The 19820-nt window shown below is 59.3% G+C and carries 17 protein-coding genes and 3 pseudogenes; 11 read left to right on the top strand and 9 right to left on the bottom strand.

What is annotated here, in order from left to right:
- Positions 1 to 50 precede the first annotated feature (50 nt).
- The gene (locus AC1DVF_RS13435) at positions 51 to 1277 is read left to right on the top strand and encodes a zinc-dependent alcohol dehydrogenase (protein WP_477782588.1); all 1227 of its coding nucleotides are present in this window, start codon (positions 51 to 53) and stop codon (positions 1275 to 1277) included.
- 62 nt (positions 1278 to 1339) lie between these two features.
- Here the strand turns inward: AC1DVF_RS13435 and AC1DVF_RS13430 are convergent, their stop codons facing one another.
- Together AC1DVF_RS13430 and AC1DVF_RS13425 are read right to left on the bottom strand one after the other, a co-directional pair.
- Entirely contained in the window at positions 1340 to 1543 is a 204-nt protein-coding gene (locus AC1DVF_RS13430) for a PLD nuclease N-terminal domain-containing protein (protein WP_007916127.1), read from the bottom strand.
- Between the two features lie 180 nt (positions 1544 to 1723).
- Positions 1724 to 1987, bottom strand: a pseudogene (locus tag AC1DVF_RS13425) (LysR substrate-binding domain-containing protein); the annotation flags it as partial.
- Positions 1988 to 1998: 11 nt separating this feature from the next.
- Between AC1DVF_RS13425 and AC1DVF_RS13420 the strand changes: the two are divergent.
- The 3 genes and pseudogenes from AC1DVF_RS13420 to AC1DVF_RS13410 form a co-directional block, all read left to right on the top strand.
- Positions 1999 to 2226 (top strand): annotated as a pseudogene (locus tag AC1DVF_RS13420) (hypothetical protein); the annotation flags it as partial.
- Positions 2227 to 2401: 175 nt separating this feature from the next.
- A complete protein-coding gene (locus AC1DVF_RS13415; protein ID WP_477782587.1) occupies positions 2402 to 3529 on the top strand; it encodes a saccharopine dehydrogenase family protein in 1128 nt (375 codons plus the stop codon).
- A gap of 1 nt (position 3530) precedes the next feature.
- The gene (locus tag AC1DVF_RS13410) at positions 3531 to 4022 is read left to right on the top strand and encodes a DUF2269 family protein (protein ID WP_477782586.1); all 492 of its coding nucleotides are present in this window, start codon (positions 3531 to 3533) and stop codon (positions 4020 to 4022) included.
- Here the strand turns inward: AC1DVF_RS13410 and AC1DVF_RS13405 are convergent.
- Together AC1DVF_RS13405 and AC1DVF_RS13400 are read right to left on the bottom strand one after the other, a co-directional pair.
- A complete protein-coding gene (locus tag AC1DVF_RS13405) occupies positions 4006 to 4467 on the bottom strand; it encodes a thiol-disulfide oxidoreductase DCC family protein (RefSeq protein WP_093433359.1) in 462 nt (153 codons plus the stop codon). The two genes, AC1DVF_RS13410 and AC1DVF_RS13405, sit on opposite strands and share 17 nt — an antisense overlap.
- Before the next feature lie 135 nt (positions 4468 to 4602).
- Positions 4603 to 5604, bottom strand: a complete 1002-nt coding sequence (locus AC1DVF_RS13400; protein WP_460128393.1) for an acyltransferase family protein — start codon at positions 5602 to 5604, stop codon at positions 4603 to 4605.
- Positions 5605 to 5797: 193 nt separating this feature from the next.
- On the opposite strand from AC1DVF_RS13400, the pseudogene AC1DVF_RS13395 reads away from it, so the two are divergent.
- Positions 5798 to 5944, top strand: a pseudogene (locus AC1DVF_RS13395) (MFS transporter); the annotation flags it as partial.
- 179 nt (positions 5945 to 6123) lie between these two features.
- On the opposite strand, the gene AC1DVF_RS13390 reads toward AC1DVF_RS13395, so the two are convergent.
- Positions 6124 to 6861, bottom strand: coding sequence for a GntR family transcriptional regulator (locus AC1DVF_RS13390; RefSeq protein WP_093433356.1), 738 nt, complete (start codon positions 6859 to 6861; stop codon positions 6124 to 6126).
- Positions 6862 to 7074: 213 nt separating this feature from the next.
- On the opposite strand from AC1DVF_RS13390, the gene AC1DVF_RS13385 reads away from it, so the two are divergent.
- The 4 genes from AC1DVF_RS13385 (at position 7075) to AC1DVF_RS13370 (ending at position 15178) form a co-directional block, all read left to right on the top strand.
- Positions 7075 to 7908: an amidohydrolase family protein gene (locus AC1DVF_RS13385; RefSeq protein WP_093433353.1), complete on the top strand. Its 834-nt coding sequence runs from the start codon at positions 7075 to 7077 to the stop codon at positions 7906 to 7908.
- 30 nt (positions 7909 to 7938) lie between these two features.
- Positions 7939 to 9237 carry an SLC13 family permease gene (locus AC1DVF_RS13380; protein ID WP_460128395.1) on the top strand — a complete coding sequence of 433 codons (1299 nt, stop codon included), beginning with the start codon at positions 7939 to 7941 and terminating at the stop codon, positions 9235 to 9237.
- Between the two features lie 366 nt (positions 9238 to 9603).
- Entirely contained in the window at positions 9604 to 10761 is a 1158-nt protein-coding gene (locus tag AC1DVF_RS13375; RefSeq protein WP_477782585.1) for an HD-GYP domain-containing protein, read from the top strand.
- Between the two features lie 43 nt (positions 10762 to 10804).
- The gene (locus AC1DVF_RS13370; protein WP_477782584.1) at positions 10805 to 15178 is read left to right on the top strand and encodes a response regulator; all 4374 of its coding nucleotides are present in this window, start codon (positions 10805 to 10807) and stop codon (positions 15176 to 15178) included.
- A gap of 132 nt (positions 15179 to 15310) precedes the next feature.
- On the opposite strand, the gene AC1DVF_RS13365 is transcribed toward AC1DVF_RS13370, so the two are convergent.
- Positions 15311 to 15673 (bottom strand): DUF6124 family protein, encoded by a 363-nt coding sequence (locus AC1DVF_RS13365; protein ID WP_320414364.1) that lies wholly within the window; start codon positions 15671 to 15673, stop codon positions 15311 to 15313.
- Positions 15674 to 16164: 491 nt separating this feature from the next.
- On the opposite strand from AC1DVF_RS13365, the gene AC1DVF_RS13360 reads away from it, so the two are divergent.
- The gene (locus tag AC1DVF_RS13360; protein ID WP_477782583.1) at positions 16165 to 17172 is read left to right on the top strand and encodes an NAD(P)-dependent oxidoreductase; all 1008 of its coding nucleotides are present in this window, start codon (positions 16165 to 16167) and stop codon (positions 17170 to 17172) included.
- Positions 17173 to 17327: 155 nt separating this feature from the next.
- On the opposite strand, the gene AC1DVF_RS13355 is transcribed toward AC1DVF_RS13360, so the two are convergent.
- On the bottom strand, positions 17328 to 17576 hold the full coding sequence (locus AC1DVF_RS13355) for a DUF6555 family protein (protein ID WP_077572547.1): 249 nt from the start codon (positions 17574 to 17576) through the stop codon (positions 17328 to 17330).
- Between the two features lie 195 nt (positions 17577 to 17771).
- On the opposite strand from AC1DVF_RS13355, the gene AC1DVF_RS13350 reads away from it, so the two are divergent.
- The gene (locus AC1DVF_RS13350) at positions 17772 to 18206 is read left to right on the top strand and encodes an HhH-GDP family DNA glycosylase (RefSeq protein WP_099758936.1); all 435 of its coding nucleotides are present in this window, start codon (positions 17772 to 17774) and stop codon (positions 18204 to 18206) included.
- A 43-nt stretch (positions 18207 to 18249) separates the two neighbouring features.
- Here AC1DVF_RS13350 and AC1DVF_RS13345 read toward each other — a convergent pair whose 3' ends face one another.
- Together AC1DVF_RS13345 and AC1DVF_RS13340 are read right to left on the bottom strand one after the other, a co-directional pair.
- Positions 18250 to 18723: a short chain dehydrogenase gene (locus tag AC1DVF_RS13345; protein WP_477782582.1), complete on the bottom strand. Its 474-nt coding sequence runs from the start codon at positions 18721 to 18723 to the stop codon at positions 18250 to 18252.
- A 159-nt stretch (positions 18724 to 18882) separates the two neighbouring features.
- Positions 18883 to 19812, bottom strand: a complete 930-nt coding sequence (locus tag AC1DVF_RS13340) for an MBL fold metallo-hydrolase (protein ID WP_477782581.1) — start codon at positions 19810 to 19812, stop codon at positions 18883 to 18885.
- Positions 19813 to 19820 lie beyond the last annotated feature (8 nt).

The raw sequence follows: 19820 nt of genomic DNA, 5'->3' as shown, positions 1-19820 counted from the left end.
TCCCAATGTGAAGCAGCAGCCATTTCACTCATCAGTACGAGGACTTTGCCATGCGAGCAATGACTTACCACGGCGCTCACGATGTGAGAGTCGAGACCGTGCCGGATCCGAAACTCGAAGCCCCTGACGACATTATTCTGCGCGTCACGGCCACTGCCATCTGCGGCTCGGACCTGCACCTGTATCGGGGCAAGATTCCGACGGTCGAGCATGGCGATATCTTCGGCCATGAGTTCATGGGCATCGTGGAGGAAACCGGTTCCGCGGTGACAGCGGTACAACCCGGTGACCGGGTGGTGATTCCGTTCGTGATTGCTTGCGGCGATTGTTTTTTCTGTCAGCAGGAACTCTATGCCGCGTGCGAGACCACCAATGCCGGAACGGGGGCGGCCATGAACAAAAAAATCATTCCGCCGCCGGCCGCATTGTTCGGTTATAGCCGCATGTACGGCGGCATTCCCGGTGGTCAGGCAGAATTGGTGCGGGTGCCCAAGGCCAATACCGGCCCCTTCAAAGTGCCAGGCACGTTGTCGGACGAAAAAGTCCTGTTCCTCTCCGACATTCTGCCTACCGCCTGGCAAGCGGTGCTCAATGCGCAGATCAGCCAGGGGGCGAGCGTGGCCATTTACGGCGCCGGTCCGGTAGGGCTGCTCAGCGCTGCGTGCGCAAAAATGCTCGGTGCTGAACGTGTCTTCATGGTCGACCATCACCCATATCGGCTGGATTACGCGCAACGTACTTACGGTGTCGTACCGATCAACTTCGATGACGACGATGACCCGGCGGACACCATCATTCGTCAGACGCCAGGCAGCCGCGGTGTGGATGCCGTCATTGATGCGGTGGGTTTCGAAGCCAAGGGCAGCACCACGGAAACGGTACTGGCCACGCTCAAACTCGAAGGCAGCAGCGGCAAGGCCCTGCGTCAGTGCATTGCTGCGGTGCGTCGCGGCGGAGTAGTCAGCGTGCCGGGCGTCTACGCCGGATTCATCCATGGCTTTCTGTTTGGCGATGCGTTCGACAAGGGCTTGACCTTTAAAATGGGCCAGACCCACGTGCAACGTTATTTGCCGGAGTTGCTTGGCTACATCGAGACCGGTGCCTTGCAACCTGACGCGATCATCACCCACAGGCTGTCGCTCGAGCAGGCCGCCGAGGGCTACAGGATTTTCGACAAGAAACAGGAAAACTGCCGCAAGGTCATCCTGACTCCGGGCAGCAGCGACGTACCGCTGGCGCAGATGGAAGAGATGCCGCCGATGGTGCCTGCCAGTTGATCAATGTTGAACAGCGGGGCGATGCGGATGGCACGCCCCCGCGCGACGGCTGATGAGTTGTCTTAAGACGCCGAATGCTGACTGACATGCTTGGGCCCCGCCAACGCCCAGGCAATCAAGCCGAACAACGGCACAAACACGATCAGCACAATCCATACACCTTTGTTGCTCGCTTTCCCCTCGCTCTTGCGTACCCGATTGATGGCCCAGAGTTCGATTAGCAGAAGAACTGCCGCCAGTACGATCCACACGGTTTCGATTTGCATTGGCTACCTCCTGATGGTCTGTTCGTTAGGTGGCGTGCGGTGCGACGGGTTCATTTATTTTTATTCAGGGCATTGAGCAGGCGGGCCAGTTGCAATGCCACCCGACTGCTGTTGAAGGTCGGCAACAGGTGGGTGAAGGGGACGACAGCGTCTCGTCAATGTGGCAACCAACGGGGGGAGCTATTGGATACGTTCCAGAGCGACAAACTGGCCACTCAACCACGCATAAAGCTGAGACACCGCCGGGGTGATCTGCTTGCGATGCGGGCACACCAGACTCAACGGTGAGGCATTGCCGGGAAAATCCTTCAGTAGCACGACCAGTCGCCCTGCGATCACGTCTGCACTGACGTCCAGCCAGGATTTGTTGGCGATGCCTTCGCCGCTCAACGCCCAGCGGCGCACGATGTCGGCGTCGTCGCTGAACATCGGTCCCGAGACCTGCCGCCGACCAGCGCGCCTATGCACAATTGGTGGTGCCGTATTTACAGGCGCCGTGCATCTGCCTGGGCACCGACGGATTTGGACGCAGCGACACACGCTCGGCGTTGCGCAGTTTCTTTGAAGTGGATCGCTATCACATCGTTTTGGCGGCGCTGGCTTCAGTCGATCCGCAGGCACATGCCGAGGCTCGGGCGAAATACGGCATCGACGCCGACGCCGAAGCCCCCTGGAATTGCTGAGCTTTCACGTCGTGTGTTGTTTCTTTTATCAACCAACAATCGCGACGGCACACTTTGGCTGTCTGCTGCGCAAATGGATCGCGTCGGCTGGCGAACAACTGATCTGAATGGCCTGCTGACGTTCGGCCCTATATCCTTCCCGCCTGTTTGATGAAATGACTTAGGGAAGAATTGCATGCCGTTCAGGGTGATGGTGGTCGGGGGCTACGGAAATTTCGGCAGCATCGTGTGCAGACATCTGGCGCTGATGCCGGACATCGGGCTGGTGCTCTCGGGTCGTGATCCGCGCAAGTTGCAGCGCAAACTCGATGAGCTCAACAGCCATTCGGGAAACGTCTGCGAAGGCTGGTGCGGCGATGCCATGGGGACGGAGTTCGAAGCCGCTTTGCGTGCGCTGAGCATTCAGTTGGTCGTCCATACCGGCGGGCCGTTTCAGGGGCAAGCTTATGCCGTTGCGCAGCGTTGCATCGATGCCGGCGTGAACTACTGCGACCTCGCGGACTGCCGCACCTTCGTCAACGGCATCGACGTGCTCGACGCGCGGGCGAAACAAGCGGGCGTGGCGATCCTCAGTGGTTGCAGTTCGGTGCCGACGCTGTCTTCCGCGATCATTGATGAGCAGCGCCAGCGCTTTTCGCGCATTGACTCGATCGAGCATGGCATTTCTTCCTCGGCAAAAATGCCCGGGCTGTCGACCATCGAAGGCGTACTCGCTTACGCCGGCAAACCGATCAAGCAACTCAAGAACGGCAAAGTCCATGAAGTGTCGGGCTGGCTGGACCTGACCCTGCGCAAGATGCCGCAGATGGGCACCCGATTGCTGGCCAACGTCGATGTCCCGGACATGGACATCTTCGCCGGTCGTTATGGTGCGCAAACCCTGAGCTTCAAGGCCGGCGCCGGTCTCAAGCTCGGCGGTATCGCCAACGGCTTGCTGGCGCAGGCGCTGAAAGTCGGGCTGGTGCGCGACCATGCCTTGTGGGCCGGAAGACTGCATCGGCTGGGCATGCGATTTGAGCGATTCGGCGATGGCAAAAGTGCGATGTACATCGACGTGCAGGGCCTTGGTGTTGATGGCAAACCGCTGTCGATGACCGCGCAACTCACCGCTTTGAACGACAAAGGCCCGGAGATCCCCAGCTGCGCCGCCGTGGCCCTGGCCACGAAAATGGCCCAGGGTTACGTGCCAACCGCCGGCGCCAGACCGTGCGTGGGCGAAATCAGCGTCGCCGAGTACATGGCCGCGATGAACGACCCGGACAACCTGAGCCTGGCCGTGCATTTTTCGGACGGGCAGCGCTGACATGCTCTACCTGTGCCTCAAGTACCTGCACGTCATCGCCGCGATCTTCCTGTTCGGTTTCGGCATGGGCTCCTACCTCTACCTGATCGCCGCCAGCCGCACCGGCAACCCGCACGTGATCGCGCACGTCGCGCGCATGGTGGTGCGCTTCGACACCTGGATCACCACGCCGGCCGGGTTTGTGCAGATCATCACCGGTTATCTGCTGATGCGGCTTTCGGGGTTGTCGATGAGCACCGAGTGGGTGCTGACCTCGCTGATCGTCTTCTTCTGCGTCGGCTCGCTGTGGTTGCCGGTGTTGCTCCTGCAGAAGCGCCTGTATGTGATGGCGTCGAGTGCGAGCGAGGCGGGGACGGGGCTTGATGAGCAATACCAAGGCGTTTACCGGAAGTGGTTCTGGATGGGCGTGCTCGGGTTTACCGGGATGTTTGTCATCGTGCTGATGATGGTGACGAAGATGACACCGGTGCAGTTGATTAGCTTTCTGGCGTAGTTATTTTCAGAAAGCGCTGTTGATGATCCGGGGTTGGCAGCAGGCAGGTGTCGTACTTGCCGAACAGTCGGTAGCGGTTCAGCGCGATGCGGTCGTAGGCCCAGTCGCGCAGGCCGCGCGGAAATACGCGTAGCAGCCGCAATGGCTGCCAGCGGGCGGGTAGTTGGCTGATGACTTCGAAGAACGCGTCTGAACGTTCCCAGTAGTGACGGTCACGGATTACCGCCATGGTGTCGAATTGGTCGACTGGCAGGCCGGCCCACGCGAGCAAGGCTTGTCCCTCCGGCGACTGCACCGCTGCCAGACGCACGCGACGTTGATGATCATGGCGAATCAAAAAACGCGCCCAGCCGTTGCAGAGTTTGCACACGCCATCGAACAGGACCACGGATTCGCCGGGGTTGAGGAACGGGGCGGGGGTAGGGCGGGTTTTTGGCGTGGGCATGGGTTTTGTGTTCAAGACGTCGGGTGTTGCGATCATAGCGCCGCCAGCAGTGGTTCGCGAATGACCGCGCTCGCTTAGGCACATGAATGTGAGAGACAGACCACGTTCAGCAGCGTGATCTGTCGCCTGTCGCCGTCAAGCCGTTGCCTCACTTGCCCGAACGGCCCCCACTCGATCCTTGGCGCCGGCCCGAAGTTTATGCCGAAACTTCAACGCTGGCCGCTCGACGCAGTAATACGAAACACCACTGAGCAAGAACGACAGCACCAACACCGTTGCAACCTTGGACCAATCGAATGAGGTGATCGGCCAGAGGCCGTGCAGGAAGTAAATCACCAGGAAGTGATTGAGGAATACGCCGTAGCTGATGTTCCCGAGAAACTCGTCAATCCGGTGAAATTTGAGTGTTGTCAGCCCGTACACGGCAGGGATGCCCAGGGCAATGCCGGCGGCCACTTCGGCGTTGGACGGCCGACGTTCGATCCAGCCCATCATGATCGCTGCAAAGATCAATGCCGCTGCCGCAGCGGTACCTGCGGCGATTATTAATCCCTTGGCCTGCGGTTTGTAGAGGTAACTGCCGCACAGGAATATAAACAGCACGCCGGGCAACAAGCGGTAGCCGTAGTAGTCGGTGTTGACGAAACCCAGGCACGCGGGGATGAAGACCGCAACGGACAAGGCGAAAGCCACGCCCCGTGCTCGGTAGATGAGCAGGAACGGGATCACCAGATAAAAGCACATCTCAAGCCCGAGCGACCAGGCCGGAGGCAAAATCCACGATCCGCTCGCGCCGAACATATAGAAACCCAACGGCACGATCGCCAGGCTGGCTGCGATGTTTCTGAAGGTCAATTCGGCCCATTGCGGCGTGCCAGGCAGGAGGAAATAGATCACCGCACAAGAGAGGATGAAGTAGAACAGGAATTGCGGGTAAAGGCGCAGGGCGCGGTCCAGGTAGAACCGGCCAACTTTCTCGGGCGCCTGGTAGTTGCGCTCGATCAGTGAGGTCATCACAAAACCACTGATGAGCAGGAAAGAAATCACCGCCACCACGCCCGGGTTGAACCCCATGAACATCTTGCCCATATGCGAAACAGCGACCAGCACGGCCAACAACAGACGATAGGCTCCCACGTGTATCCCCAAACGACCTTGTAGTTATGGCGGGTAAATTACGATGGTTTATGGGTGGATAACAGGTTTTTCTCTGCGTTCGGGCGGCACACGGCTTGGCCAGCCAGCGCTTCGGATACCCCCAGCCCGGTCGCCATCGGCGTCAACAGGCTGGCCGGAAGGTACCCAGCGGGCAGCAAGCCAAACACGGCCTGGCCTTTTTTGGGGGGGGCCGTTGGCGTGGTCGAACTGGGTCGCCAGCGCGGTCCCCGACCAAGCGGAAAGCGCCGGGCGGGTGGTGGTAACGTCTCTACAGTCGGCCATCGCCACAGGCGCAGCTCCTGGTGGGGCAATGTTTAGCTCTCCAAGCGGAGCCGATCCGCCATAGCGGCTATCTACTCCGCCAGCTACCGGCGCCCCAAAGATGACAGAGCTGAGGCTCAGGTTGAGCCTGAACAAGCCGGTTACGCCCCCGGCTGGACCGCCGGCGTAACCCCGACACCCCCGGCTGCTAGGGCGTGGGAGCCCTTGTCACTGGGCTTATGAGATATCGATCTGGTACCTGAACCCCTCGGCCGCCGCGCGGGAAATTCGGTATTCGAGCGGGGAGCGGTCATAGCCGAGGGCGGTGCGCTCGATGGTGACGACCGGGGCGCCTTCTTTGATTGAAAGGGTTTTGGCGGTGGCCCGGTCGGCTTGCTCTACGGTGAGGGTCTCTGTCGCCGAGCCGATACATTGTCCGCACTGGGTTTCATAAAACGGGTAGAGCAGTTCGCCGAAGCTTTCGGATTCAATTTCCAGCAATACGCCGAACCGTGTGGCGGGGAGCCAGATATCCTCGTGAAACAGTGTGCGGCTTTCAACCATCCGCAGCCGTTCCAGGTGCACGACGTCTTCGTCGCCCTGCAATTTCAGGGCTGTTGCCACAGGTTGAGAGGGTTTTTGCCGGCTCTTTGCCAGGATGCGGCTGGTCGGTATTTCGCGCCCGCCAGCGGCATTCACTTGCCTGAAGAATCGCGCCAGTGAGGCATCGAAGTTGGGACGGCGCACATAGGTGCCCCGGCCCTGACTGCGCAGGAGCAGGCCTTCATTGACCAGTGTGTCCACGGCCTTTCGTACCGTGCCGATGGCTACACCATAGTGTTTGGTGAGCTCGGCCTCCGTGGGGATGGGCGCGCCTGGCATCCATTCGCCGGTGGCGATCTTGGCGAGCATTTCTTCTCGCAGGCGCTGATAGAGCGGCAAGCGCTCGTCGTATCCGAGGGTAGGGGCGTTCATTTTTTCTTTGATTCCTTTTCGGCATGCGCAGCCACTTTATCACCTGCGTGAGGTTTGACAGATATCCATCCCTGAATATATGGTGATCTAGTCATATATATGAATTTCAGCTTCTGTACACGTGCTGACGATTGCAGGATTGGGCCAAATAACCTGATTTCTCATGGCGGCAGGTGATTCTCCATAACAACAAACGAACGGGGTTATCTGTTTATGACCAGCCTTCACCCGCCTGCCTTCACCGGTGTGGACACGCACGCCCACGTCTTCCGCCAGGATCTGCCGATGGTTGCCAACCGTCGCTACAGCCCGCGTTACAACGCTTTGGTGGAGCAATACGTGGATCACCTGGATCGCCACGGTTTTTCACACGGCGTGTTGATTCAGCCGAGCTTTCTGGGCACCGACAATCACTTCATGCTCGACGCGTTGCGCCGTTATCCGCAGCGCTTGCGTGGGGTGGCGGTGGTGGATGTCGACGTCAGCGAAACCCTGCTCGACGAATTGGCCGAAGCGGGTGTGGTTGGTATCCGTTTGAATCTCATTGGCAAGGCGCTGGCGGATTACAGCGGCCCAGCCTGGACCACTCTGTTCCAGCGGTTGGCGCTGCGGGGATGGCAAGTTGAAGTTCAGCGCGGCATCGATGACCTGGCGCCGATCGTATCGGCCATCAGGGCCTGCGGTGTGACCGTGGTCATCGATCATTTCGGCCTGCCGACGGGGGGCATCGATGCCGGGAACCCCAACCATCAGGCGTTTCTTGAGTTGCTGAAGGATGACGGGGTGTGGCTCAAGCTTTCCGCCCCGTACCGCAGTCGATCCGATCTTGCCCAGGCATCGCATGGGCTGGCGCTGTTGCGCGACGCGAGTGGCGGTCTCCAGCGACTCGTCTGGGGCAGCGATTGGCCCAACACTCAGTATGAACAGCAGACGGACTATTCCCGGCAAGTGGCTTTCCTCGAAGGCTTGCTGCCGGACGCGGCCGAGCGGGCGCATGTGCTGAAGGACAACCCAGCGAAGCTGTTTGGCTTCGAAATACGCTGCTAAACGATCAATAACAACAATAGGACTTTCATCATGATGAGCCTGCTCGTCGTCGCGGCAATCGTTGTCGCCGTTGCCCTGGGTTACAAGACCAAGATCAACATAGGTCTGTTCGCCATCGCTTTTGCTTACCTGATCGGCTGTTACGGCATGGGGTTGAGCCCGTCCGACGTCATCAGCCTGTGGCCGTTGAAGATTTTCTTCATCATCTTCTCGGTTTGTCTGTTCTATAGTTTTGCCACCGTCAATGGCACGCTTGAAAAATTGGCGGAGCATCTGATTTATCGATGCCGGTCGATGCCTCAATTGTTGCCGTTCGCGGTCTTCTTCACGGCAACCACCATCTCGGCGATGGGGGCGGGCTACTACACAGTGCTGGCGTTCATGGCGCCCATCACGCTGCTGCTGTGCGAGCGCACCGGGATGAGCCTGATCACGGGCGGCATGGCGGTCAACTATGGCGCCTTGAGCGGAGCCAACTTCGTCTCCAGCCAGAGTGGAATCATTTTTCGTGGCTTGATGGCCAATGCTGGCATCCCGGAAAACGAGGCCTTCATCAACGCCGCAGCGATTTTCGCCAGTACCCTGGTGATACCGCTGGCGGTGATTTCGGTATTAGTGTTTCTCACCGGCCATGGCAAGGCGATGAAAGCGTCCGCTTATGCGGTCGCCGTGCCGACGCCGCTGAACCGCGAGCAGACAATCACCCTGTGGCTGACGTTAGCGATGATGCTGATCGTACTGGCGGCACCCGTCGCGCAAATTGTCTTCCCGGAAAATTCCACGGTGAGCTTCATCAATTCGAAGATGGACATCGGTTTGATCGCCAGCCTGTTCTCGGTGATCGCGCTCTTGCTGAAACTGGGCGACGAACGCAAGGCAATGGCGTCTGTGCCTTGGGGCACGTTGATCATGATCTGTGGTGTGGGCATGCTGATCTCGGTCGCGATCAAGGCCGGGACCATCGGCTTGCTGGCATCGTGGATGGGCAATAGCATTGCGCCGATCATGGTGCCGATTGTCTTCGGTGTGGTGGCGGCGTTCATGTCGCTGTTCTCCAGCACGCTGGGGGTGGTGACGCCGGCGCTGTTCCCGTTGGTGCCACCGCTTGCCACGGCACTGGGGCTAGATCCGATGATCCTGTTTGTGGCCATTGTCGTCGGCGCTCAAGCCACCTCCATCTCGCCGTTCTCCTCTGGTGGTAGCTTGATATTAGGCTCATGTGTCACGGAGCAGAGTCGCAGCTCACTGTTCCAGCAGCTCCTGTTTCGCGCAGCGCCACTTGGCTTTGTCGCGGCACTGGTGTTCAACGCTGTCCTCACGTTCCTCTAAGCACGGCTCTTCACGGCCCGGCGCCTTCGCCGAGCCGTTGCATTTGGCACGTCGATCAATCAATAGGGAAAAATGACCATCATTGATGTGCCGGGAAGTGTGCAAGCCATCCGATATCGGTCAAATCGAATGGGGTTGCTTGCCGTCGCCCAGCACGTTAAGGCTTTTATCGCGCTATCTGAACCGGACGCTGAAGCCCATGCTCGTTAATTTACGAGCGCTCTATCCAGAGTTGATCCACCTGATGCCGGGAACCAGCCTACAGATCTCCGCCTAGCGATTGCAGCTTTTATAGCTACGCTTGCCAGCAAGAGACTGGTGCACGTGCGCCAACTCCTTAATTGTCTGGCAAGGGAGCCAACAACCATGGATAGCACTCAGGGCGTTTATCCATCAGCGACCGTTCTGGTGGTCGACGATACCCCCGACAACCTGATGTTGATCGCCGAGTTGCTGAAGGACAAATATCGGGTCAAGGCCGCCAACAGCGGCGAAAAGGCCCTACGCCTTCTGCAGGCCGACCCGCTTCCCGATCTGATCCTGCTGGACATCATGATGCCGGGCTTGTCCGGTTATGACATTGCCGAGCAGCTCAAGCTCGACGTTCGCATTCGCCATATACCGATCATTTTCCTCACCTCCATGACCGCCACGGAGGACGAGATTCGCGGCTTGAGCCTCGGGGCTGCGGATTACATCACCAAGCCGATCATCCCCCCGGTGCTCATGGCCAGGGTCGAGACCCAAATCAAGCTCAAGTCCGTTGCCGATTTCCTGCGCAATCAGAATGAGTTTCTGGAGCGGGAAGTGCAGCGCCGCACCCAGGAGGTGATCGCCATCCAGGATGTCACCATCCACGCCATGGCTTCGCTGGCCGAAACCCGTGACAACGAAACCGGCAACCACATTCGCCGTACCCAGCACTACATCAAACGCCTGGCTGAACTGTTGCGCAACCACCCGCGCTTCCGGCACTTTCTCGACGAGGACAGCATCAAGCTGCTCTTCAAATCGGCACCGCTGCACGATATCGGCAAGATTGGCATTCCCGATCGCATCCTGCTCAAACCGGGACGCCTCACCGCTGAAGAATTCGAGATCATGAAGACCCACACCACATTGGGGCGTGACGCCATCCAGCACGCGGAGGATCAATTAGGCATAAACGTCGATTTCCTTCATTTGGCCAAGGAAATCGCCTACGGCCATCAGGAAAAGTGGGATGGCAGTGGCTATCCGCAAGGCGTGGCCGCCGACGATATCCCGATCAGCGCTAGGTTAATGGCCGTGGCAGATGTCTACGATGCGCTGATCAGCCGCCGCGTGTACAAACCCGGCATGCCTCACGAGCAGGCGGTGAAAATCATCCACGAAGGCCGGGGCTCGCATTTTGATCCGGACATCTGTGACGCGTTTCTCGCCAATGCCGAGCAGTTCCGCGCAATTGCCGAGCGATTTGCCGACAGCGACCAGGACATGGCCAGGCAGTTAGCACTGCTTGAGCAGATTGCCGAACGTCCCTGAACCCCGCGCATTACTCTGCACATCCAGCTGAAAGAGGCCGTTTATGAACAGACTGTTCGAGATGCTCGAGCGCCTGTCTCTGCGCAGTAAATTGATCATCGGCTTCGCTGCGCTGCTGATATTGATCCTGATATTGGGCGTGCAAAGCCTGCGCACGCAGTATTCGCTAAGAACTGAAATGCAGCAGTTGTACCAACAGGATCTGGTAGGTATTCAGCATGTGCAGGAGGTCCGGGTGCAGTTGCCGCATCTGTTGCTCGCCATGCAACGTGCAATCGCGACCAACAACGCAGACATCCGTATCAGCGCCAGAGCCCAGATGGATGTCGCCCAGGCGCGACTCCACGAAGCGCTGGAGCAGGTTCGTCCAACGCTGCGCAGGCAGAGCAGCGTCAGCAGCCTGCTGGAATTCGAAATAGTATTAAAGCGTCTGCAAAAAGACGGCGATGAGGCACTGGAGCTGGCCGGCAAGGGTTCCTTGGGTCAGGCCTTGATGTTGCTCAACAGTAAAGATTTTCTTGCGCTGGAACAGGGCGGCGACGGGCTGCTCAACAAGATCGAGAAAAACAAGGAAGCCGACATCCACGATACAGCGAAGAACCTGGCGGAGTACGCAGAGCGAAGTACTGCGATTACGTCCATCTTGCTGCTGGGTGGGTCGACGCTGGCCTTGCTGTTGACCTGGCTGGTCAGTTATTCCATTCGCGTGCCGTTGAATCGCGTCCGCGTGGCGGTGGACGAATTGGCGTCCGGCAAGCTGGACGGTCACATCCCGCACACCGATCTTCGCAACGAAACCGGCGACCTGGCGCGTGCCATCGCCACGCTGCAGCTGGAAGCTTGTCAGCTTGAGCGCCAGCGCTGGATCAAAAACCACACCTCGCTCCTGCAAGTGGATCTGCAACAGGCGGAGACACCGCAGCAGTTGGCCCAGGCTTTTTTCAGCCACATCGCGCCGCAGTTGGGCATGTGCCAGGGAGCGCTTTACGTTCTCTATGAAGGCGCGGCACGCCTGCGCCTGGTTGGCGGTTATGCGGTGGACAGTGTTCACCCGCTCCCCGCTGAACTTGATCTCGGTGAAGGGTTGCTTGGCCAGTGCGCACTGGATCGCCAGCCCCGCCAGCTTCAGGATCTACCGGAGCCGTTTTGGCATGTGCGCACGCCGTTGGGCGCAGCCCCCGCCAGCGTCCTGTTGGTTCAGCCCGTGATGCGTGGCGAACGCCTGCTCGGGGTGATGGAAATGGCCGGTTTTCGCCAACTGGAAGAGAACGAAGCGCTGCTGCTGCAAGAAGTCCTGCCCCGGTTGGCCGGCGCCATGGCCATTATGGAACGCAGTGAGGCAGCTCAGGCGCTGCTCTTGGAAACTCGCCGTCAGGCAGACGAAATGGGCGCGCAGGCTTTGCAACTGGAGCACCAGGCCAGCGAGCTGGAGGCCCAGCAGGCCGCATTGCGCGCCACCGAAGCCTGGTACCGCGGCATCATCGAGGCAGCACCGGACGGCATGCTGGTGCTGGGCGCCGACGGTCGCATCCTGATGACCAACCCGCAAATGGATACCCTGTTTGGCTACGCCCCCGGCGAGCTGATTGGCGCCAGCATCGAGCGTCTGGTACCGCAGGCTGCCCGCGAGCGCCATGTCAGGTTACGCGACGGCTTCATTGCCAGCGGCGGAACCCGGCAGATGGGCGGCGATCTTGACGATCTGAGCGGCGTACGCAAAAACGGCAGTTTGTTTTCCGTGGAAATCGGCCTTTCCCATCTACCGCGTCTGGAGGGGCGTGGCGTCTGTGTGTGCGCCTCGGTGCGCGATGTCAGTGAGCGCAGGGCGATGGAAGCCAGGCTGCGCACGGCCAGCGATCGTCTGAATCTGGCGCAGGAGTCCGGTGACATCGGGCTGTTCGACGTCGACCTGGTCAGCGGCACAAACTATTGGACACCCCAACTCGAAACCCTGTTTGGTCTGGAGCCAGGCGGCTTCGGCGGTACGCTGGCGCACTGGAAGGCACTGGTGCATCCCGACGATCTGGCGCGGGTCAGCAGCACGTTCGAGAGTGCCGTCCAGAGTGGCGATGATCGCGCCGAGTTCGACTTCCGGATTGTGCGTAAAAACGATGGGCAGGTGCGCACGTTCCGGTCGCTGAATCGCTTCTCACGCACGCCTGACGGCAAGCCATTGCGCGCCACCGGCATCAACATCGATGTAACCGCACTGGCAGAGGCAAGGGCTGCGGCCGAGGAGGCCACGCAGGCCAAGAGCGAGTTTCTCGCCAACATGAGCCATGAGATCCGAACACCGATGAACGCCATCATCGGCATGAGCCACCTGGCGCTGCGTACCGAACTGGATAAGCGCCAGCGCAACTACATTGAAAAAGTCCACCGATCAGCGGAGAACCTGCTGGGAATCATCAACGACATTCTTGATTTCTCAAAGATCGAAGCCGGCCGAATGAGTCTCGAACAGATCCCGTTCCGTCTGGAAGATGTACTCGACAGCTTCGCTGCCATGATCGGCTTGAAGACCGAGGACAAGGGGCTGGAGTTGTTGTTTCAGATCCCGCCCGACCTGCCCACGGCACTGCTGGGCGATCCCTTGCGTCTGGGGCAGGTGCTGATCAACCTCGGCAACAACGCGGCCAAGTTCACCGAGCACGGTGACATCGTGGTCGGCGTTGAAGAAGTTGCTTCTCACAACGAACACGTGCAGCTGCATTTCTGGGTGCGCGATACGGGCATCGGCATGACCGTCGAGCAGTGTTCACGCCTGTTCCAGTCGTTCAGTCAGGCTGACAGTTCGATCACTCGCAAGTACGGGGGCACCGGGCTGGGATTGTCCATTTCGAAGAAGCTGGTGGAGCTGATGGCCGGTCGAATCTGGGTTGAAAGCCAACCGGGAGTCGGCTCCACGTTTCACTTCCAGGTACAACTCGGCGTACAGCAAAATGTTCCGCCGCGTCGCATGTTCAAGGCTGGCGAGCTGTTGGGCATGCGCGTGCTTGTCGTGGATGACAACGCCAGTGCCCGTGAAATCCTTTCAGGCATGGCGCGCAGCTTTGGTCTGGAAGTGGATGTCGCGCAGAGCGGTAGCCTGGCGCTGCGCATGTTGGCCGACGCCGAGCACAAGGTGCTGCCTTACGATCTGGTCTTGATGGACTGGCGGATGCCCGGCATGGATGGCATGGAGGCTGTGAGCAGAATGCATTCCGCCAGCCTGATGCGCACGCCATCGGTGATCATGGTGACCGCTTTTGGCCGCGAAGAAGCCCGCGAAGAAGCCGAGCGCCAGGGCATCCAGTTGCCGGTGGTACTGACCAAACCTGTCACGCCGTCCTCGTTACTTGAAGCCATCGGTGTCGTGATGGGCAGAGACACCCACAGCGATACTCGGGCTGGCGAACGCTCCCTGCACAATGCCAACACCGTCGCCAGCCTCAATGGCGCGCGACTGCTTCTGGTCGAAGACAACGATCTGAATCAGGAACTGGCCAGCGAGCTACTGGAGAGTGTCGGAATACGCTTGCGACTCGCCACGCACGGCCAAGAGGCCCTGGATATTCTCGGCGAGGATGACGACTTCGATGGCGTGCTGATGGATTGCCAGATGCCGGTGATGGATGGCTACACAGCCACCCGGAAAATTCGTCAGCAACCGCGCTTTCGCACTCTGCCAGTGATCGCCATGACCGCCAACGCCATGGACGGTGACCGCGAGCGCGCCCTCGAATGCGGTATGAACGACCATATCTCCAAGCCACTCAATGTCGAAACCATGTTCGCCACAATGGCAAAATGGATCAAGCCACGAGCCGCTCAAGCTTCGCTGAACGCAGGTTTGGTCGATGGATTGCCAGATCGTCTTGAGGGCATTGACCTGGCGGCGGGACTCGCCACCTGCATGGGGCGGCGGGATCTCTACTTACGTCTGCTCTGCAAGTTTCGCGACACTCAGACAGATTTTTCCGAGCAATTCCAGGCCGCACGAATCGATCCGGATTCTGCTGCTGCCGCACGACTGGCGCACAGCTTGCGCGGCACCGCCGGCAACATCGGCGCCAAGGCCGTGGCGCAGGCCAGCACGTTGTTAGAACAGGCCTGTCAGGACGACGAGCCGGCTGAGGTCGTGCAAGCGCTAGCGATGCAGGTCGAGCATTACTTGCTCCCGACCCTGGCGAGTCTGGCGAACCTTGAGGCGGACACACTGGCCTCCACGGAGGGTGACCTGCTGGACGACTCGGGAATCAGCGAGCAACTGAACAGGCTTATTGTTCTTCTGGACGAAGGAGATACGGCGGCTTTGGACGTGCTGGCGGCCCTGCGCAACAGGCCACTCGATCGAGCGCTGGCGGAACGTCTGGCACTTGCCGCGGCGCAGGTGGAGCTGTTCGACTTTGATCGCGCCTTGAAGCTCCTTCAGTAAAATTGAGTTGGGTAAACACGTAGCCGTTTAGTTTTAATTGCAGCTGACGGCTTTTGGCCGAGAGCCGACGCCAAATGCAATCCTGATCCCTTTGTGACAGCAGCCAGAACGCCGCCACAAAGGGATTACTCATCAATCCACCGGCACAACATTATCCAGCGCTTGATTTACCGCCAATTCGCCCAGCATTACCACTTGCGCAATGCCCTGAAGGGTCTTGCGCGCGGGGCCTTCCACCATTCCGATCACGTTGCCCAACATCACCGAAGCAGAGCCTAGCGATTCACTGGCATTGACCAGTAATTCCTCTGTCGCAGTTTTCGGGTTGGCCTGGAACATGGTGCTGGGTCGGTACGGCGTGGCCATTATCCGGTCGGCCGGTTTGAGGTAGTGGTCGAGGGCGCGTTCGGCGGCTTCGTGGAATTTCTTTGAGTCGGGTGATTCGTACGGAGAGGCCGGATCTGTTTCCGGCGGGTTTGGCGTGATCTTGAACATTTCTTCTTTTTCCTGTTGGGTGGCCGCCGCTCCGAGCTACTAAACAGGGGGTGGCAGCTGTACGCAGGTTAGTAGACCGGGGAAAAGAAGAAAGCCGGCGCGCCCGAGGGCGCCCTACGCACAGCCGCCATCAAGTACAGGTAAGTGAATACCTTCTCATGGACGCTTGTGCACTTTCATTTACCACGGGCTACTAAACCCGATCACTGGGAATCAGTGACGCGAACAAAGTTACCGGTGGCCCTTGAGACGCACAAGCCGGCGGATTCTGGCGTAGTCGTAGGCAATGGCGCAAGACGTTGTAGCCTTAAGCAGGTAACGCGACGTGTCTTTTAAACAACCATGAAAGACGCCTAAACACGGCTCATCAACACGCTGTTCAAAATGACATTCGTCGGTCCACTCTCCAGCTCAGGCAGTGGCGGGGAACCCTCACGACAGGGCACGCACCAACACTAGGTTACAACCCCAAAAGACGAGGAAGGATACCCATGTCAGTTCACCCGATTTTGTTCCTGGGTGGTTCCGGCGCCATTGGCCACCGTTCTGCCGAAGCGTTGCGTGCTGCTTATCCCGGCGTCCCGTTGCTGATCGGCGGCCGAGACCTGGCCAAGGCTGAGCAAGCCGCCGAGGAAATGGGCGGGGCGCAGGGCGTGGTCATTGACCCTGCTGCCGATGACCTTGGGCTGGGTGATCGCCCGGTCAGCGCCGTAGCGGTTTTCTATATGGATCATTCCCTTGCCGGGTTGCGTTTCGCGCAGAGGCGACGGGTGCCGCACCTGAGCATTTCTTCCGGCATTTTCGAGATAGCGCCGCAAATCGCGAGCTACATCCACCGCCCTGATGCGGCGCCCATCGTGCTGGGTTACGAGTGGATGGTAGGCGCTACGACCGTTGCGACGCTGCACCTCGCCGAGGCCTTTGCCCGGGTGCGCGATATTCGCATCGATGCGTTGGTCGACGAGCAGGATGGCGGCGGGCCGGCGGTGGCCAAGGATTTCGAACACCTGAACAAGATGCTGCCCGCCGCCCTGACTCGGCGCGAGGGCGATTACCTCTGGCGCGAAGGGGTGGACAAGAACGTCAGCTTCCGAGCGCTGGACGGCACGGCGATGCAAGCCAGCGGCTTCTCGTCCATCGATGTCACCGGGCTGGCGGCGGCCACCGATGCGCCAAATGTTCAGTTCAATCTCGCCAGCGGAGTGAGTTCATCGCGGCGCGCCGGTCGGCCGATGTCGACCGAGATACTTATCGAACTGCTGGGTGAGGATCATCAAGGGCGCCCGTTGCACACCCGGCATGCTCTCGTTCACCCGGCAGGCGCTGCAGCGTTGACGGGTCTGAGCGTCGCCATGCTGCTGGAGCGATTGCTTGGGCTGGATGGTCAGCCGCCGACTCCGGCAGGTCTTTACTTTCCTTATCAGTTGCTTGACGCCGGTGCATATCTGCAGCGTCTGAGTGAAGAGGGTGGTGAGTTGCTTCAACTGAATGTGCAGTAAGGCAGGCCTCTTTCGGAATGCTGATTTTGCTCAATGAGCCGCTGACGAGCCTTTAAGTGCTCGCCAGCGATGATTTGCTCACGGTGACTGCCAAACGCCGCCGTCAGCCACCGGCACCCTCACCCAGATGATCTTACCGATCTGTTTGAACATGACTAAGCCTCCGTCCAGTCCACCGTCGCCGTTTCGCGCCATTTCACCTCGGTGATGCCAAACCGTTCGGCCTGGGGTTTGGAGATGACTTTCAACGGTGGCTTGCCGGGTTTTGGAATCGGCGCAATGCCGGCGTCGCAACTTGCCCAGTGCCATGCGTCAGCGTTGCGCATGGTTTTCGCGCGGATGACGAATGACTTTGGCTGGCCGTGAAGTTTGTATTCGATGACGAAGATGTCGACGTTACTCATGCGCTCCTCCTTACGCTCATACGCAAATGAGTTTTGCCGACGAAAAAAATTCAAAGGATTTTCGGGAGTTCGTTTCAGGCCGCTGGTAGGTGTTTTGCTTTGAACGGTTGGAACCGACGGCAGCCTAACGATCAAGTACTTACCAGGCAGGCAAAGGACGAAAAATCCCCACGATTTCAACTCCGGAGGTTAGCGGTGAACAAGACCATCAGCGCCAGGGATTTGAACATTCAGCTTAAGCACAACGATGACGGTGGCTTGTTCAAATGGCTGCTCGCGAGCTTCTTGATGGGCAAGCGGATACAGGCTGAAATCGCCGCCGAAGCGTATCGGGTGATTGCCGATAAACACGGGCGCGATACGCCGCGCAAACTGGCTGCGTGCAGCCATCGTGAACTGGTCGCGATGCTAGGGGAGGCGCATTATGTGCGTTACGACGAAACCACTGCCGTGCGGCTGCACGCCTTGGCACGCAAGCTTAACGACGAGTACGCGGGCAAGGTCAGCCATATGATCGAGGCAAGCCCTGATCGCCAGGCATTCGAGAAGCGACTCGCGGAGTTCGATGGCATCGGCCCGAAGACCGTGGAAATCTTCATGCGCGAAGCCAGCGCTGTAATCAGCCTTTGATCGCGGGCCGTAAAAAACGGTCACCGCCCGCGTCGTGCAAAGCCTATTTGCCTCGACCGCCAGAACGATTGATCGCCAACAAGCACAGCCCTACCAGCAATGCCGCGCCTGCAACCAACAGCGCAGAAGGTTGCATCGGCTGGCGGCCGGCTGTCGTGTGCCGCTGCGATATCGTCAGAGGTCGGGTTTTAACGGTCACTTCGTCAAACGTCCGCAATGGTGAAACGGCTTCTGCCTGAAACGGCATTTCCTCGATGCTCAGACGCAACCCATCCGTCAGTTCCAGTGTCCGCGCGGTAATCGTGCCAACGATTCTGCCCGGATAAACCGGCTCGCCATTGGGATCGAGTTGGTCATACAGGAAATTCTGTCCTTCAAGCCAGCCGACGGCCGTCTGCAACTCGGGGCCCAGGTAATACTTGCCATCGAGGAAAAATCCAGGAAATTGCGGCGCGCGCTCGACGCTTTCAATGCAGTAACGCTCACCCGGTTTCATACCGGTTTCRGGGGCAATCATGGTCAATCCCTCCACTGTAGGTTCAGTGGTAGAGAACAAGGATCGACCGTCGTTCCATGTAAAGGAGGAAAGGTAGCGGTTGTCCCGGAACGGATCTGTAACAGGCGAAAACAACTTCGCCCGACCAAGGCCGGGCGAAGCGGTGTGGCGCTAGCTCAATCAGTAATCCCAGATCGCCGGAATCCAGCGGAACGCCTCGCCATTGACGGCAACGCGGCCGACCGACGGGAAGGGCAGATGTGTGGCGACAAACAGTTCGCCACTGGCCGCTGCTTCCTGCAGCAGGCGCACGCGCACGCGCACCGCTTCATCAGGATCGTGCTCGAAGCCGTTGTGCCAGTCCGGATGGTCGAAGGCAACCGGGAACAGGGCGTCGCCGGCAAAGGTCAGGCGTTCGTCGCCGGAGTTCACGTAAACCACGCAGTGGCCCGGGGTGTGGCCGCCAGTGAGTTTTGCGACCACGCCGGGGGCGACTTCGAACGCGTCCTCGAAGATGTGCAGTTTGCTTTGGTATTGCTGGATGAAGGCGTTGGCGGTGGACCGCAGCACGTCCGGCACAGGCGCGGGCATGTCGGTGCTGGTGAAGTCCGGCGAGGTCCAGAAGTCGACTTYGGTGGCGGTGACGTGGATGCGCACGTCGTCGTGCAGACGATTTTTCACCGTCTCGACGAGTAAGCCGCCGATGTGGTCCATGTGCATGTGCGTGATGACAATATCGGTGACGTCCGCGAGGTCGATCCCGGCCGCCGCGAGGCGTTTGGGAAACTGCCCGGCGCGAGGGAAACCGGGAAATTGTCCGCCGAGGCCGGCGTCGACGAGGATCACCTGCTCGCCGCTACGCACCACCAGGACATTGAGTGCCCAGTCGAACGCGTCGGGACCCAGATACATCTCTTTGAACCAAGCAGCGCGCTCGGCGGGATCGGCGTTGGTCGACATGGTTTGGGTCGGCAGCGGCAGGACGCCGTCGCTGATTACCATCACGTCGATGTTGCCGAGGCGCAGCGCGTAACGCGATGGCACCAGCTCTTCGGTCGGGGTTTGCAGGGTGGCGTTGTGGGCGGTGAAGGAATCCAGATGTATGGTCATGGTGTTCT

It is taken from the genome of Pseudomonas sp. P4_D7 (assembly GCF_056401755.1).
The sequence above is the reverse complement of the archived record's forward strand: the minus strand, read 5'-3'. Positions and strand labels throughout refer to the sequence as shown.